This is a genomic window from Pseudomonas sp. SWRI68 (assembly GCF_014269165.1).
Lineage (GTDB): Bacteria > Pseudomonadota > Gammaproteobacteria > Pseudomonadales > Pseudomonadaceae > Aquipseudomonas > Aquipseudomonas capeferrum.
Map to the genome: position 1 here is coordinate 275,753 of NZ_JABWRU010000001.1, position 14,572 is coordinate 290,324.

Here is a 14,572-nt window from a genome sequence, read left to right on the forward strand (position 1 = left end):
GACAAAGTGTGGCGCTTTGCCGCATCGCTGCAGTGAGGCGCCCGGCTTCGGTATACTCCAGCCGATTTTCTGGAGCACTCATCAGGAGAGCTCATGCTCGCTGACGTACAACCGTTGTCCGCTACCCGTCAGAACCTCTGGCGCCTGACTGTCATCCGCGTGCTGGTCCTGGCTGCCCAGGCAGGCTCGGTGGGCGTCGCCTACTGGACCGACCTGCTGCCCTTGCCATGGTTTTCGCTGGCAGCAACGCTGGCCCTGTCGTCCATCCTGTGTGCGTTCACCGCGTTGCGCCTGCGCCTGTCGCTGCCGGTCACTGAACTTGAGTATGCACTGCAGCTTGCCTGCGACCTGTTGATCCACAGTGCCTTGCTGTATTACTCCGGCGGCTCGACCAACCCGTTCGTTTCCTATTACCTGGTGCCGCTGGCCATTGCCGCGGTGACCTTGCCCTGGCTCTATTCGTTGATCCTTTCGGGCATCGCGCTGACGGCCTACAGCTTGCTGCTGGTGCAGTTCTACCCGCTTGAAGGGCTGCCGATGGCGCGGGACAAGATGCAGGTCTACGGCATGTGGCTGAGCATCGCCCTGGCGGCCGCAGTCATCACCTTCTTTGCCGCGCGCATGGCCGAGGAGCTGCGGCGCCAGGAACAACTGCGCTCCGAGCGCCGTGAAGAGAGCCTGCGCGATGAGCAATTGCTGGCCGTGGCCACCCAGGCCGCCGGCGCTGCCCATGAGCTGGGCACACCGCTGGCGACCATGAGCGTACTGCTTAACGAAATGCGCCAGGACCACCCCGACCCTTTGTTGCAGGAAGACCTGCAGATCCTTCAGGACCAGGTCAAGCTGTGCAAGGAAACCTTGCAGCAACTGGTGCGTGCCGCCGAGGCCAATCGCCGCCTGGCCATGGTCGAGCAGGACGTCACCGTCTGGCTGGACGAGGCGCTCAACCGTTGGCACCTGATGCGGCCCGAAGCCAGTTACCGCTTCCAGCGCCTCAGGGACGGCCAGGTACCCCGCCTGACGCCGCCACCTGACCTGACCCAGGCCCTGCTGAACCTGCTGAACAATGCAGCCGACGCGTGCCCGGACGACCTTGAGGTGCGCCTGGACTGGGACGCCGAGGACATTGTCATCAGCATTCGTGACCATGGCCCTGGTGTGCCCCCGGCAATCGCCGAAGCGATTGGCAAACCCTTTATTACCACCAAGGGCAAAGGCTTCGGCCTGGGCCTGTTCTTGAGCAAGGCCAGCGTGACGCGTGCGGGCGGTTCGGTGAAACTCTATAGTCATGAGCAGGGTGGCACCCTGACCGAACTGCGCCTGCCCCATGGCAAGCGAGGAGATGAATGATGAGTGAAGATATCCAGGTTGAAGGCGAAGAGCTGCCGCACCTGCTGCTGGTGGATGACGATGCCACCTTTACCCGGGTCATGGCACGCGCCATGAGCCGCCGCGGGTTCCGCGTGAGCACCGCAGGCTCGGCTGAGGAGGGGCTGATCCTGGCCCAGCAGGACCTGCCGGACTACGCCACGCTGGACCTGAAGATGGAAGGTGACTCAGGGTTGGTGCTGTTGCCCAAGCTGCTGGAGCTGGACCCGGAGATGCGGGTGGTGATCCTCACCGGTTACTCGAGCATCGCCACCGCAGTCGAGGCGGTCAAACGCGGTGCCTGCAACTACCTGTGCAAGCCGGCCGATGCTGACGATGTACTCGCGGCGCTGCTTTCCGAGCACGCTGACCTGGATGCCCTGGTGCCGGAAAACCCGATGTCGGTCGACCGCCTGCAGTGGGAGCACATCCAGCGCGTGCTGAACGAACACGAAGGCAATATCTCGGCCACGGCGCGGGCGTTGGGCATGCACCGGCGGACCTTGCAGCGCAAGCTGCAGAAGCGACCGGTTCGGCGCTGACCCGTTCGCCGGGCAAGCCCGCTGCCACACATTGTGGGAGCGGGCTTGCCCCGCGAAAGGTCCCTGGCTGTCAGACACTTCTCTGTATCGCATCCCGATCCCCGCAACTCGCAGCCGTTGACGTATCATTAGCCCCCTGACGGCAACTCCCTGCAGGATCGCATGCTCGCCCTTCTTATCCAGACGCTGAACATCACGGCGCCCGTTTTCGCCATGCTGTTCATGGGCATACTGCTCAAACGCATCCACCTGATCGACGACAACTTCAACCGTGTCGCGTCGCAGCTGGTGTTCAATGTCTGCATGCCGGCGCTGCTGTTCCTGGGCATCTACCACGCCGACCTGGCGGCCGCGGTCAAACCCGGCGTCATCCTGTATTTCGTCGCTGCCACCCTGGTCGGCTTCGCCGTGGCCTGGGGGCTGGCCCTCTGGCGTTGCCCGCCGGCAGACCGCGGCATCTACACCCAAGGCGCATTTCGCGGCAACAACGGTGTGATCGGCCTGGCGCTGGCCGCCAGCCTGTACGGCGACTACGGTATCTCGCTAGGGGCGGTGCTGGCAGGCCTGGTGATCCTCATGTACAACTCGCTGTCGGCGGTGGTGCTGGCGGTGTACAGCCCGGACCTCAAGTCTGACCCGTGGAGCATCTGCAAGAGCATCTTCAGCAACCCCTTGATCCTCAGCGTGCTGGTGGCAACGCCCATGGCCTACGGCCAGGTGCCGCTGCCCAACTGGTTGCTCACCTCGGGCGACTACCTGGCGCAGATGACCCTGCCGCTGGCGCTGATCTGCATTGGCGGTACCCTGTCGCTGGCGGCGCTGCGTGACAGTGGCAGGCTGGCGATCGATGCCAGCCTGGTGAAGATGGTCTGGTTGCCGCTGGTCGGCACGTTGGGTGCCTGGCTGTGCGGTTTCCGCGGTGCCGAGCTGGGCATCCTGTTCCTGTACATCGGCAGCCCTACCGCAGCGGCCAGCTACGTGATGGCACGGGCGGCCAATGGCAACCATGAATTAGCTGCCTCGATCATCGTGATCACGACGCTAATGGCGGCGATCACCACCAATATCGGTATTTTCATCTTGCAGTGGGGCGGATGGATCTAGATCCTTGACTGCAAATAACAGCAATAACACTGCCTCACTGAGCTAAAGGACACTTCATGCAAGACCAGAGCACGCCCGAGCGCTTGCAGCGCGGGTTGAAGAACCGCCATATCCAGCTGATCGCGCTGGGTGGGGCCATCGGCACGGGGCTGTTTCTGGGGATCGCCCAGACCATTCAGCTGGCTGGCCCTTCCGTTTTGCTGGGCTATGCCATTGCCGGCCTGATGGCCTTCTTCATCATGCGCCAGCTTGGCGAAATGGTGGTCGAAGAGCCGGTCGCCGGCAGCTTCAGCCACTTTGCCCACCAGTACTGGAGCGAATTCGCAGGCTTCGTCTCGGGCTGGAACTACTGGGTGGTGTACGTGCTGGTGGGCATGGCCGAGCTGACGGCGGTGGGCATCTATGTGCAGTACTGGTGGCCAGATTTCCCTACTTGGGCGACGGCGGCGATCTTCTTCGTGGTCATCAACCTCATCAACCTGACGCAGGTGAAAGTCTACGGTGAGATGGAGTTCTGGTTCGCCCTGGTCAAGGTGGTGGCCATCGTCAGCATGATCGGCTTTGGTGCCTGGCTGCTGAGCAGCGGCCATGGCGGCCCGGATGCCAGCGTGGCCAACCTGTGGCAGTACGGTGGTTTCTTCCCTAACGGCGTCACTGGCCTGGTCATGGCCCTGGCCGTGATCATGTTCTCCTTCGGTGGGCTGGAGCTGGTGGGGATCACCGCTGCCGAGGCGGACAACCCGCGTCAGAGCATCCCCAAGGCCACCAACCAGGTGGTCTACCGCATCCTGATTTTCTACATTGGCGCCTTGGCGGTGCTGCTGTCGCTGTACCCATGGCAGAAGGTGGTGCAGGGGGGCAGCCCGTTCGTGATGATCTTCCATGAGTTGGACAGCGACCTGGTGGCGACGATCCTCAACGTCGTGGTGTTGACGGCTGCGCTGTCGGTTTACAACAGTTGTGTCTACGCCAACAGCCGCATGCTGTTCGGCCTGGCCAGCCAGGGCGATGCGCCGCGTCAGTTGCTCAAGGTCAGCCGCAGTGGCGTCCCGCTGACGGCGCTGGGCGTTTCGGCGTTCGCCACCGGCCTGTGCGTACTGATCAACTACCTGATGCCGGGGGAAGCCTTCGGTTTGCTGATGGCCCTGGCGGTGTCGGCGCTGGTGATCAACTGGGCGAGCATCAGCATTACCCACCTGAAGTTCCGCAAGGCCAAGCTGGGCGCGGGCATTACCCCGTTTTATCAGAGCTGGGGGCACCCGATTACCAATTACCTGTGCCTGGCGTTCATCGTGCTGATTCTGGTGGTGATGTACCTGACGCCGCCGATTCGTATTTCGGTGATGTTGATTCCGGGTTGGATCGCGGTGCTGTGGGTGGCGTTCCGGTTGAAGAAGGCGCGGCAGGCCAAGGGGTGAGGGGCTGACAAGCGCCTGGCTCGATCTCACAGGCGCAGCAAACCGCAAGGCATGCACCTGGCAGCCATCACGCTACCCCTTACGGCACCTCAATGCTGTCGGCGCCAGGCGCGCACGGTGGTATACAGCAACACCACCGCTAGCACCGGCAGCACATAAAACAGCATGAGCCGTTCCAGGCGCCCGGCCAGTGGCATGCCGGTGGTGAAGGCCACCACATGCAGCCCATAGGCCAGGTACAGGCAAAGGAACACCAAGCCTTCAGCGCGGGTAATCCGGTACCCCGAATAAAACACCGGCAGGCTTAGCGCCGCCACACCCAGCATCACCGGCAAGTCAAAGGCCAGTGCGTTGGGTGAGATCGACAGCGGCTCTGGCGTGATCAGCGCAGTCAGCCCCAATACCCCCAGCAGGTTGAACAGGTTGCTGCCGATCACCGTGCCCACGGCGATCTCCCGTTCGCCGCGAAGGGCGGCGATCATCGCCGCCGCCAACTCTGGTAGCGACGTGCAGACCGCCACCACGGTCAGGCCGATGATGCGTTCGGACAGCCCCAGGTCGGTCGCCACCTCGACGACGGCTTCCAGCAGCAGGTGCCCGGCCAGGCTCAGCAGGCCAAGGCCGAGGGCAATCTGCAACAGGGCGCCAGACCAGAAGCGTGCGCCGCTGACGGTGATGACGCTGGGCGCGGGGTAGGTGCGGGCGTAATGCCGCGATTGGTGCCAGAGCATGCCCAGGTAGCCCACCAGTGCCAACAACAGCAGCAGGCCCTCCCAGCGGCCCAGGTAGCCATTGGCGGCGAGCGCATACACCAGCGCGCTGGCGACGATCATCAGGGGGATATCCAGGCGCACCAGCTGGCGTGATACGCGCAGCGGGATGATTAGCGCGGCCAGGCCGAGAATCACCAGCACGTTGAAGATATTGCTGCCGATCACGCTGCCGACTGCGACATCGGGTGCGCCTTGGTAGGCAGCCTGCAGGCTTACGGTGAGCTGCGGCGCGGTGCTGCCGAAGGCCACCAGGCTCAGGCCGATGATCAATGGCCGCACGTGCAGGCGCAGGGCCAGGCGCAGGGCCACACGTACCAGTAGCTCTGCACCGCAGGCCAGCAGCACGAGGGCGACGCCCAGTTGCAGGAGGCTGAAGGTGGGAAGGGTGGCGAGGTCGAAAATGGTCGGGCTCCAGTCGGTCAGTCGCTCAGACCTTGTACCCGGACGCGCGCCGTTCCGCTACGGAGCATGCCAATTTTTTCTGCTGCGGCGCGTGACAGGTCGATCAGCCGGCCACGTGTGTGCGGGCCGCGGTCGTTGATGCGCACCACCACGCTGCGTTGGTTGGCAAGGTTGGTGACCAGCACCTTGCTGCCGAAGGGCAGGCTGCGGTGAGCGGCGGTGAGGGCATGCTGGTTGAAAGGCTCGCCACTGGCCGTGCGTTTGCCGTGGTGGCGGGCGCCGTAATAAGAGGCGGTACCGGTCTGGTTGTAGCCGCGAGGGTCGATGTCGTGGCTGGCGCAGCCGGCCAGCAGGGAGAAGAGTGCGAGGGTGCCGAGGGATCGTTTTAGCAAGTCGAAAGCTCCGGTGCTGCCGTTGGGGCTGCTGTGCGGCCCTTCGCGGGGCCAGTCGGATCGCCGCACCGCCGCTCCCACAGGTACTGGGCTGCGCAATACCTGTGGGAGCGGCGGTGCGGCGATCCGACTGGCCCCGCGAACGAGGGCAAAGCCCTCGCCGCATTTTTCAGCTCAGCCTTCGAGCTTGGCTTTGAGCAATTGGTTCACTTGCCCAGGGTTGGCCTTGCCCTTCGACGCTTTCATCGCCTGGCCGACGAAGAAGCCGAACATCTTGCCACGCTTGGCCTCGTCGGCGGCGCGGTACTGTTCGACCTGTTCGGCGTTGGCAGCCAGCATCTCGTCGAGCATCGTCTCGATTGCACCGGTGTCGGTAACCTGCTTCAGGCCACGGCTTTCGATGATGCTGTCGGCATCGCCTTCACCGGCGGCCATGGCTTCGAACACGGTCTTGGCAATCTTGCCGCTGATGGTGTTGTCGCGAATCCGCAGCAACATGCCACCGAGCTGCTCGGCACTGACCGGCGCCTGGTCGATCTCGATGCCCAGCTTGTTCAGCAGGCTGCCCAGCTCGACCATGACCCAGTTGGCGGCCAGCTTGGCGTCGCCGCCAATCTTCACCACTTCTTCGAAGTAGTCCGCCTGTTCACGGCTGGAGGCCAGCACGTTGGCGTCGTAGGCCGACAGGCCGTACTGGCTCTGGAAGCGCTCGACCTTTTGCGGTGGCAGCTCGGGCAAGCCGGCACGGATGGTGTCGAGGAAGCTGTCCTCGATGACCACCGGCAGCAGGTCCGGGTCGGGGAAGTAACGGTAGTCGTTGGCTTCCTCCTTGCTGCGCATGGAGCGGGTCTCGTCCTTGTTCGGGTCGTACAGGCGGGTTTCCTGGATGACCCTGCCACCGTCTTCGATCAGGTCGATCTGGCGCTGGATCTCGCTGTTGATCGCACGCTCGATGAAGCGGAACGAGTTGACGTTCTTGATCTCGCAGCGGGTGCCGAACTCGGCCTGGCCCTTGGGGCGGATCGACACGTTGCAGTCGCAGCGCAGCGAGCCTTCGGCCATGTTGCCGTCGCAGATGCCCAGGTAGCGCACCAGGGCGTGGATGGCCTTGACGTAGGCCACGGCCTCCTTGGCGCTGCGCATGTCCGGCTCGGAGACGATTTCCAGCAGCGGCGTGCCGGCGCGGTTCAGGTCGATGCCGGTAGAGCCGCTGAAGTCTTCGTGCAGGCTCTTGCCGGCGTCTTCTTCCAGGTGCGCACGGGTAACCCCGATGCGCTTGATGGTGCCGTCTTCCAGGGCGATATCCAGGTGGCCCTTGCCGACGATCGGCAGCTCCATCTGGCTGATCTGGTAGCCCTTGGGCAGGTCGGGGTAGAAGTAGTTCTTGCGCGCGAACACGTTGCGCTTGCCGATCTCGGCGTCGATCGCCAGGCCGAACATGCAGGCCATGCGCACGGCTTCCTGGTTCAGCACCGGCAGTACGCCGGGCATCCCCAGGTCAACCAGGCTGGCCTGGGTATTCGGCTCGGAGCCGAAGGTGGTGGCGCTGCCGGAGAAGATCTTCGACTGGGTAGCGAGCTGGGTATGAATTTCCAGCCCGATCACAACTTCCCATTGCATGTGTGAACTCCTCAGAAGCCGTTGGGGGCACGGGTGTGCCAGTCGGTCACTTGCTGGTAGCGGTGCGCGACGTTGAGCAGGCGGCCTTCCTGGAAGTACGGCGCCAGCAACTGCACGCCAACGGGCAGGCCATCGACGAAGCCGGCCGGCATCGACAGGCCGGGCAGGCCTGCCAGGTTGGCGGTGATGGTGTAGACGTCTTCAAGGTAGGCGGCGACTGGGTCGCTGCTCTTGGCGCCGAGCTTCCAGGCCGGGTTCGGCGTGGTCGGGCCAAGGATCAGGTCGACGTCGTTGAACGCGGCCATGAAGTCGTTCTTGATCAGGCGGCGGATCTGCTGCGCCTTGACGTAGTAGGCGTCGTAATAGCCGGCCGACAGGGCGTAGGTGCCGACCATGATGCGGCGCTGCACTTCGGCGCCGAAGCCTTCGCCACGCGAGCGCTTGTACAGGTCGGTCAGGTCTTTGGGGGCTTCGCAGCGGTAGCCGAAACGCACGCCATCGAAACGCGACAGGTTGGAGGACGCTTCAGCGGGCGCGATCACGTAGTACGCCGGGATGGCATGCTGCATGTTCGGCAGGCTGATTTCCTTGATCACGGCGCCGAGCTTTTCCAGCTCCTTGACGCTGGCTTGCACCCGTTCGGCGATGCGCGGGTCGAGGCCGGCGCTGAAGTATTCCTTTGGCAGGCCAATGCGCAGGCCTTGCAGCGAGGCGTTGAGGTTGGCGCTGTAGTCCGGCACCGGTTCTTCGATGCTGGTGGAGTCCTTGGCGTCGAAACCGGCCATGCCTTGCAGCAGCAGCGCGCAGTCTTCGGCGGTACGGGCCAGTGGGCCGCCCTGGTCGAGGCTGGAGGCGTAAGCGATCATGCCCCAGCGCGAAACACGACCGTACGTCGGTTTCAGGCCGGTCAGGTTGGTCAGCGCTGCCGGCTGTCGGATCGAGCCGCCGGTGTCGGTGCCAGTGGAGGCTGGCAGCAGGCGCGCGGCGACGGCAGCAGCCGAGCCACCGGACGAGCCGCCAGGCACGTGCTCGAGGTTCCACGGGTTTTTCACCGGGCCATAGTGGCTGGATTCGTTGGCCGAACCCATGGCGAATTCGTCCATGTTGGTCTTGCCCAGGGTGACCATGCCGGCTTCGGCCAGCTTGGCGACCACGGTGGCATCGTACGGCGCCTTGAAGTTGTCGAGCATCTTCGAGCCGCAGCTGGTGCGTACACCGTTGGTGCAGAACAGGTCCTTGTGGGCGATCGGCGCGCCCAGCAGTGCCCCGGCCTCGCCAGCGGCGCGGCGGGCGTCGGCGGCACGGGCCTGGCCCAGGGCCAGCTCTTCGGTGACGCTGATGAAGCTGTTGATTTGCGGGTCGAGTTGCTTGATGCGCGCCAGCAGGGCGCCCGTCAGCTCTTCGGAGGAAAACGACTTGTCGGCGAGTCCGCGGGCGATCTCGGCCAGGGTCAATTGATGCATGGCAGGCTCTATCCCTTACTCGATGACTTTGGGAACCAGGTACAGACCGCTTTCGGTCGAGGGTGCGATGGCCTGGTAGGCCTCGCGCTGGTTGCTTTCGGTGACCTGGTCGGGACGCAGTCGCTGGCTGGCCTCCAGGGGGTGGGCCAGGGGCTCGATGCCCGTGGTGTCGACCGCTTGCATCTGGTCGACCAGCCCGAGAATGCTGTTCAGTGCATCGGTAATACGTGGCAGTTCGCCATCATTCAGCCCCAGACGGGCCAGATGGGCGATCTTTTCCACGTCGCAGCGTTCAAGCGCCATGGGGATCTCCAGGGGAAACAAAGAACGGAATAAGGTCCGTGATGAGGAACATGTCGGCATTCTGGCGGTCATACGGCCGCGATCATCTGCTGGCGTGCTCGGAAAAACGACCAATTTAACATATTGGCTCCTTGCCCAAAATCCCTGCCATTGTTAGAGTTTGCCGCACTTTTTTACCCACGCTTTCCCCAGGGTCACTTTCCCATGTTCAAGAAACTGCGTGGCATGTTTTCCAGCGATCTTTCCATCGACCTGGGTACTGCCAACACCCTTATTTACGTGCGTGAGCGCGGTATCGTCCTGAATGAGCCCTCGGTTGTTGCCATCCGTACCCATGGCAATCAGAAAAGCGTCGTCGCCGTCGGTACCGAAGCCAAACGCATGCTGGGCCGTACGCCCGGCAACATTGCTGCCATTCGTCCGATGAAGGACGGCGTCATCGCCGACTTCAGCGTTTGTGAAAAAATGTTGCAGTATTTCATCAACAAGGTTCACGAGAACAGCTTCCTGCAGCCCAGCCCTCGCGTGCTGATCTGCGTGCCGTGCAAGTCGACCCAGGTAGAGCGCCGCGCGATTCGCGAGTCGGCCCTGGGTGCCGGTGCCCGCGAAGTCTTCCTGATCGAAGAGCCCATGGCCGCCGCCATCGGTGCCGGCCTGCCGGTTGAAGAGGCCCGTGGCTCGATGGTCGTCGATATCGGCGGTGGTACCACCGAAATCGCGCTGATCTCCCTCAACGGTGTGGTCTATGCCGAATCCGTGCGGGTTGGCGGCGATCGCTTCGACGAAGCCATCGTCACCTACGTGCGCCGCAACTACGGCAGCCTGATTGGCGAGTCCACCGCCGAGCGTATCAAACAGGAAATCGGCACCGCCTACCCGGGCGGCGAAGTGCGCGAAGTCGATGTCCGTGGTCGTAACCTGGCCGAGGGCGTACCGCGTGCCTTCACCCTGAACTCCAACGAAGTGCTCGAAGCGCTGCAGGAGTCGCTGGCGACCATCGTTCAGGCGGTCAAGAGCGCCCTGGAGCAGTCGCCGCCGGAGCTGGCCTCCGACATCGCCGAGCGCGGCCTGGTGTTGACCGGTGGTGGCGCACTGCTGCGCGACCTCGACAAGCTGCTGGCCCAGGAAACCGGCCTGCCGGTGATCGTCGCCGAGGACCCGCTGACCTGTGTCGCCCGTGGCGGCGGTCGCGCCCTGGAGATGATGGACAAGCACGCGATGGACCTGCTCTCCAGCGAGTGATCCTGCTCGCGGCTCATGAGCGCCCGGTTTACAGGTAGCACGCACAGTGCTACCTGTATGCGCTGGGCTGGCGTCCGTTTGGGCGTCGTTTCCGTCAACCCGCAACCAGGCTGGTGCGTTGTCCCATGTCCAATGACCTCCTGAGTCGTCCACGAGGAACGGCCCATTAAACCGCTTTTCTCCAAGGGCCCTTCGCTGGGCGTTCGTCTACTCGTATTGGTGGTGCTGTCGATCGCGTTGATGGTGGTCGATGCGCGCTTTGCCGTGCTCAAGCCTGTGCGCAGCCAGATGGGCATGGTGTTGATGGAATCGTACTGGATCACCGATTTGCCGCAGCGCTTGTGGCAAGGCGTGGCGGGCCAGTTCGGCAGCCGTACCGAACTGATCGCGGAAAACGAAAAGCTCAAGACCGAGGCCCTGCTGTTGCAGGGGCGCCTGCAGAAGCTGGCGGCCCTGACCGAGCAGAACGTGCGCTTGCGTGAGTTGCTCAATTCTTCGGCCCTGGTCAACGAAAAGGTCGAAGTGGCCGAGCTGATCGGCGTCGACCCCAACCCGTTCACCCACCGCATCCTGATCAACAAGGGTGAGCGCGATGGTGTGTTCCTCGGCCAGCCGGTGCTCGATGCCCGCGGCCTGATGGGCCAGGTGGTCGAGTTGATGCCTTACACCTCGCGGGTGCTGTTGCTGACCGATACCACCCATAGCATTCCGGTGCAGGTCAACCGCAATGGCCTGCGCGCCATCGCCAGCGGTACCGGCAACCCGGAGCGCCTGGAGCTGCGCCATGTGGCCGATACCGCCGACATCAAGGAAGGCGACCTGTTGGTCAGCTCCGGTATGGGCCAGCGCTTCCCGGCCGGCTACCCGGTGGCCACGGTCAACGAGGTGATTCACGACTCCGGCCAGCCGTTTGCCATTGTCCGCGCCATCCCTACCGCCGCACTCAACCGCAGCCGCTACATGCTGCTGGTGTTCAGTGACCGGCGTACCCCGGAACAGCGCGCCACTGACGCGGCGATTGCGCAGGAAGAGGCCGACCGCAAGGGCACCGCGGTGGGTGTTCAGCCTGGCGCCAATGGCGAGCAGGCTGCACCTGCCGGTACCGCAACCGCAACCGCGCCCGCAACCCAGGCAGCCCCTGCCACGCAGCCCGCTGCTGTGCCTGTAGCGCCTGCGGCACCCGCCGTGCCAGCGGCAGCGCCCGCTCAACCCCGGAGGCAATGATGGCTGCATCACGCCGCAACAACGGCTGGGTCATCTGGCTGACATTCGCCGTTGGCTTGCTGCTCAGCGTCTCGCCCATGCCTCAGTTCATGGAAGTGTTCCGGCCCATGTGGCTGGCGCTGCTGGTATCGTTCTGGACCCTTGCCGTGCCGAGCAAGGTCGGCATGACCACGGCCTTCGTGCTGGGCCTGGCCGAGGATGTGCTGTATGGCACGTTGCTTGGGCAGAACGCGCTGATCCTGACCCTGATCACCTTCCTGGTGCTGTCGCTGCAGCAGCGCTTGCGCATGTTCCCCATGTGGCAGCAGAGCCTGGTGATCCTGGTGATCTTCGGCATCGCCCAGCTGATACAGCTATGGCTCAGCGCGCTGACCGGCAACCGCCTGCCGACCCTGGCGCTGGTGTGGTCGGCGGTCATCAGCGCCTTGCTCTGGCCATGGATCAGCTTTGCCCTGCGCGACCTGCGCCGACGCTTGCACATAAATTGACGGCGTTGCCGCGACTGACAGGGAGATGTCTACATGAACCCGTTTTACCTGGCCTCTGGCTCGCCCCGTCGTCGTGAACTGCTGACCCAGATCGGCGTACCGTTCACTACAGTAAGCGCCCCCATCGATGAAACCCCGCTGGCCAATGAAGGTGCCCAGGCCTATGTCGAGCGCCTCGCCCGAGCCAAGGCCGAAGCTGGCCTTGCCAGCCTGAAGGGCCCGGCGGTGGTGCTGGGCGCAGACACCGCAGTGGTCCTCGATGGGCGTATTCTCGGCAAACCGGAAAACCGTGAACATGCCTTGGCCATGCTGGCCGACCTGTCTGGCCGCGAACATCAGGTATTGACCGCTGTCGCCCTGAGCGATGGCGCACGCACCCTGAGCCTGTGCGTCACCAGCAGTGTGCGCTTTCGTGCCATCAGCGCCGATGAAGCAGCGCGCTACTGGGCCAGCGGTGAGCCTGCCGACAAAGCCGGCGGTTATGCCATCCAGGGGCTGGGCGCAGTGTTCGTCACCGGCCTTGCAGGCAGTTACTCTGCGGTGGTGGGTTTGCCGCTGAGCGAGACCGCCGAGCTGCTCGCCGGGTTCGGCATCGCCTGCTGGCAACTGCCTGCGCTTTCTCCAGAGGTAACAAAGCCGCAGTAGCCAGCGCTGCCTGCGCGATCCATCATTATCCAAGACCTTTGACGAGAGCCTGCCATGAGTGAAGAGATCCTGATCAACATCACCCCGATGGAGTCACGTGTGGCGGTGGTGGAAAACGGGGTGCTGCAGGAAGTGCACGTCGAGCGCACCCAGCGCCGCGGCATCGTCGGCAATATCTACAAGGGCAAGGTGGTACGCGTGCTGCCCGGCATGCAGGCGGCGTTCGTCGACATCGGCCTGGAGCGGGCTGCCTTCATCCATGCCTCGGAAATTTCCCAGCGCGAAGGCTCGGCGGTAGAAAACATCACCGCGCTGGTGCATGAAGGCCAGGCGCTGGTGGTACAGGTGACCAAGGACCCGATCGGCACCAAGGGCGCCCGCCTGACCACGCAGTTGTCGATCCCTTCGCGCTACCTGGTGTACATGCCGCGCAGCAGCCATGTTGGTATTTCCCTCAAGATCGAAGACGAAGCCGAGCGTGATCGCCTCAAGCAGGTGGTCAGCAGCTGCATGGACAGCGAGAACATCAAGGACGCCGGCGGCTTCATCCTGCGCACTGCCGCCGAAGGCGCCCGCGCCGAAGAGATCCTGCAGGACATTCGCTACCTGCGCCGCCTGTGGGAACAGATCGGCAGCCAGATCCAGACCTGCGGCGCGCCCACGGTAATCTACGAAGACCTCGGCCTGGCCCTGCGTACCCTGCGCGACCTGGTCAACCCGAAGATCGAGAAAATCCGCATCGACTCGCGGGAAACGTTCCAGAAAACCACGCAGTTCGTCGGCGAATTGATGCCGGAGATTGCCGATCGGCTCGAGCATTACCCTGGCGAGCGGCCGATCTTTGACCTGTACGGTGTCGAAGACGAGATTCAGCGTGCCCTGGAGCGCAAGGTGCCGCTCAAGTCCGGTGGCTATCTGGTGGTCGACCCCGCTGAGGCAATGACCACCATCGACGTCAACACCGGTGCCTTCGTCGGCCATCGCAACCTTGAAGAAACTATCTTCAAGACCAACCTTGAAGCCGCTACCGCCATTGCCCGGCAACTGCGCCTGCGCAACATAGGCGGCATCATCATCATCGACTTCATCGACATGGAAGATGAAGAGCATCAGCGCCAAGTGCTGCGCACCCTGGAAAAGCAGCTCGAGCGTGATCACGCCAAGACCAACATCATCGGCATTACCGAGCTGGGCCTGGTGCAGATGACCCGCAAGCGCACGCGTGAGAGCCTCGAGCAGGTGCTTTGCGAACCCTGCCTGGCGTGCCAGGGCCGTGGCAAGCTGAAAACCCCCGAGACCATTTGTTACGAGATCTTCCGTGAGATCCTTCGCGAAGCCCGTGCCTACCAGGCCGAGGGCTACCGCGTACTGGCCAACCAGAAAGTGGTCGACCGCCTGCTGGACGAAGAGTCGGGCAACGTGGCGGAGCTTGAAACCTTCATCGGCAGAACTATTCGCTTCCAGGTCGAGTCGATGTACTCGCAGGAACAATACGATGTGGTGCTGCTCTGAGGCTTACCAAAACGCAGCACAGGATGGCCGGGCTGGCAAAACCGGTACTTGGGGCCATCATGGATAAACGACCTGG

The 14,572-nt window shown here is 63.4% G+C and carries 14 protein-coding genes; 9 read left to right on the plus strand and 5 right to left on the minus strand.

The window, feature by feature from the left end; translation table 11 throughout:
• Positions 1-93: 93 nt before the first annotated feature.
• From HU770_RS01190 to HU770_RS01205, 4 genes are all read left to right on the plus strand, one after another.
• Entirely contained in the window at positions 94-1,350 is a 1,257-nt protein-coding gene (locus HU770_RS01190; protein ID WP_033701130.1) for an ATP-binding protein, read from the plus strand.
• Positions 1,350-1,910, plus strand: a complete 561-nt coding sequence (locus HU770_RS01195; RefSeq protein WP_033701129.1) for a response regulator transcription factor — start codon at positions 1,350-1,352, stop codon at positions 1,908-1,910. The genes HU770_RS01190 and HU770_RS01195 overlap by 1 nt, the downstream gene beginning before the upstream one ends.
• Before the next feature lie 162 nt (positions 1,911-2,072).
• Positions 2,073-3,014 (plus strand): AEC family transporter, encoded by a 942-nt coding sequence (locus HU770_RS01200; protein WP_033701128.1) that lies wholly within the window; start codon positions 2,073-2,075, stop codon positions 3,012-3,014.
• Between the two features lie 56 nt (positions 3,015-3,070).
• The gene (locus HU770_RS01205; RefSeq protein WP_033701127.1) at positions 3,071-4,432 is read left to right on the plus strand and encodes an amino acid permease; all 1,362 of its coding nucleotides are present in this window, start codon (positions 3,071-3,073) and stop codon (positions 4,430-4,432) included.
• 89 nt (positions 4,433-4,521) lie between these two features.
• Here the strand turns inward: HU770_RS01205 and HU770_RS01210 are convergent, their stop codons facing one another.
• The 5 genes from HU770_RS01210 to gatC all read right to left on the minus strand — a co-directional run bounded on the left by HU770_RS01210 (position 4,522) and on the right by gatC (position 9,385).
• Positions 4,522-5,565 (minus strand): calcium/sodium antiporter, encoded by a 1,044-nt coding sequence (locus HU770_RS01210; RefSeq protein ID WP_033701126.1) that lies wholly within the window; start codon positions 5,563-5,565, stop codon positions 4,522-4,524.
• Between the two features lie 59 nt (positions 5,566-5,624).
• Positions 5,625-5,999, minus strand: a complete 375-nt coding sequence (locus HU770_RS01215; RefSeq protein WP_186657038.1) for a septal ring lytic transglycosylase RlpA family protein — start codon at positions 5,997-5,999, stop codon at positions 5,625-5,627.
• 174 nt (positions 6,000-6,173) lie between these two features.
• Positions 6,174-7,619 carry an Asp-tRNA(Asn)/Glu-tRNA(Gln) amidotransferase subunit GatB gene (gene gatB / locus HU770_RS01220; RefSeq protein ID WP_033701124.1) on the minus strand — a complete coding sequence of 482 codons (1,446 nt, stop codon included), beginning with the start codon at positions 7,617-7,619 and terminating at the stop codon, positions 6,174-6,176.
• A gap of 11 nt (positions 7,620-7,630) precedes the next feature.
• Positions 7,631-9,082, minus strand: a complete 1,452-nt coding sequence (gatA, locus tag HU770_RS01225; RefSeq protein WP_186662920.1) for an Asp-tRNA(Asn)/Glu-tRNA(Gln) amidotransferase subunit GatA — start codon at positions 9,080-9,082, stop codon at positions 7,631-7,633.
• A 15-nt stretch (positions 9,083-9,097) separates the two neighbouring features.
• Positions 9,098-9,385: an Asp-tRNA(Asn)/Glu-tRNA(Gln) amidotransferase subunit GatC gene (gatC, locus tag HU770_RS01230; RefSeq protein ID WP_027595588.1), complete on the minus strand. Its 288-nt coding sequence runs from the start codon at positions 9,383-9,385 to the stop codon at positions 9,098-9,100.
• A gap of 204 nt (positions 9,386-9,589) precedes the next feature.
• On the opposite strand from gatC, the gene mreB reads away from it, so the two are divergent.
• From mreB to rng, 5 genes are all read left to right on the plus strand, one after another.
• On the plus strand, positions 9,590-10,627 hold the full coding sequence (mreB, locus tag HU770_RS01235) for a rod shape-determining protein MreB (protein WP_003255163.1): 1,038 nt from the start codon (positions 9,590-9,592) through the stop codon (positions 10,625-10,627).
• A 165-nt stretch (positions 10,628-10,792) separates the two neighbouring features.
• A complete protein-coding gene (gene mreC, locus HU770_RS01240) occupies positions 10,793-11,851 on the plus strand; it encodes a rod shape-determining protein MreC (protein ID WP_186663047.1) in 1,059 nt (352 codons plus the stop codon).
• On the plus strand, positions 11,851-12,339 hold the full coding sequence (gene mreD, locus HU770_RS01245) for a rod shape-determining protein MreD (RefSeq protein ID WP_186657045.1): 489 nt from the start codon (positions 11,851-11,853) through the stop codon (positions 12,337-12,339). The genes mreC and mreD overlap by 1 nt, the downstream gene beginning before the upstream one ends.
• A 33-nt stretch (positions 12,340-12,372) precedes the next feature.
• Positions 12,373-12,984, plus strand: a complete 612-nt coding sequence (locus tag HU770_RS01250; RefSeq protein WP_186662921.1) for a Maf family protein — start codon at positions 12,373-12,375, stop codon at positions 12,982-12,984.
• Positions 12,985-13,038: 54 nt separating this feature from the next.
• A complete protein-coding gene (gene rng, locus HU770_RS01255) occupies positions 13,039-14,496 on the plus strand; it encodes a ribonuclease G (protein ID WP_033701120.1) in 1,458 nt (485 codons plus the stop codon).
• The last annotated feature ends 76 nt before the right edge of the window (positions 14,497-14,572 follow it).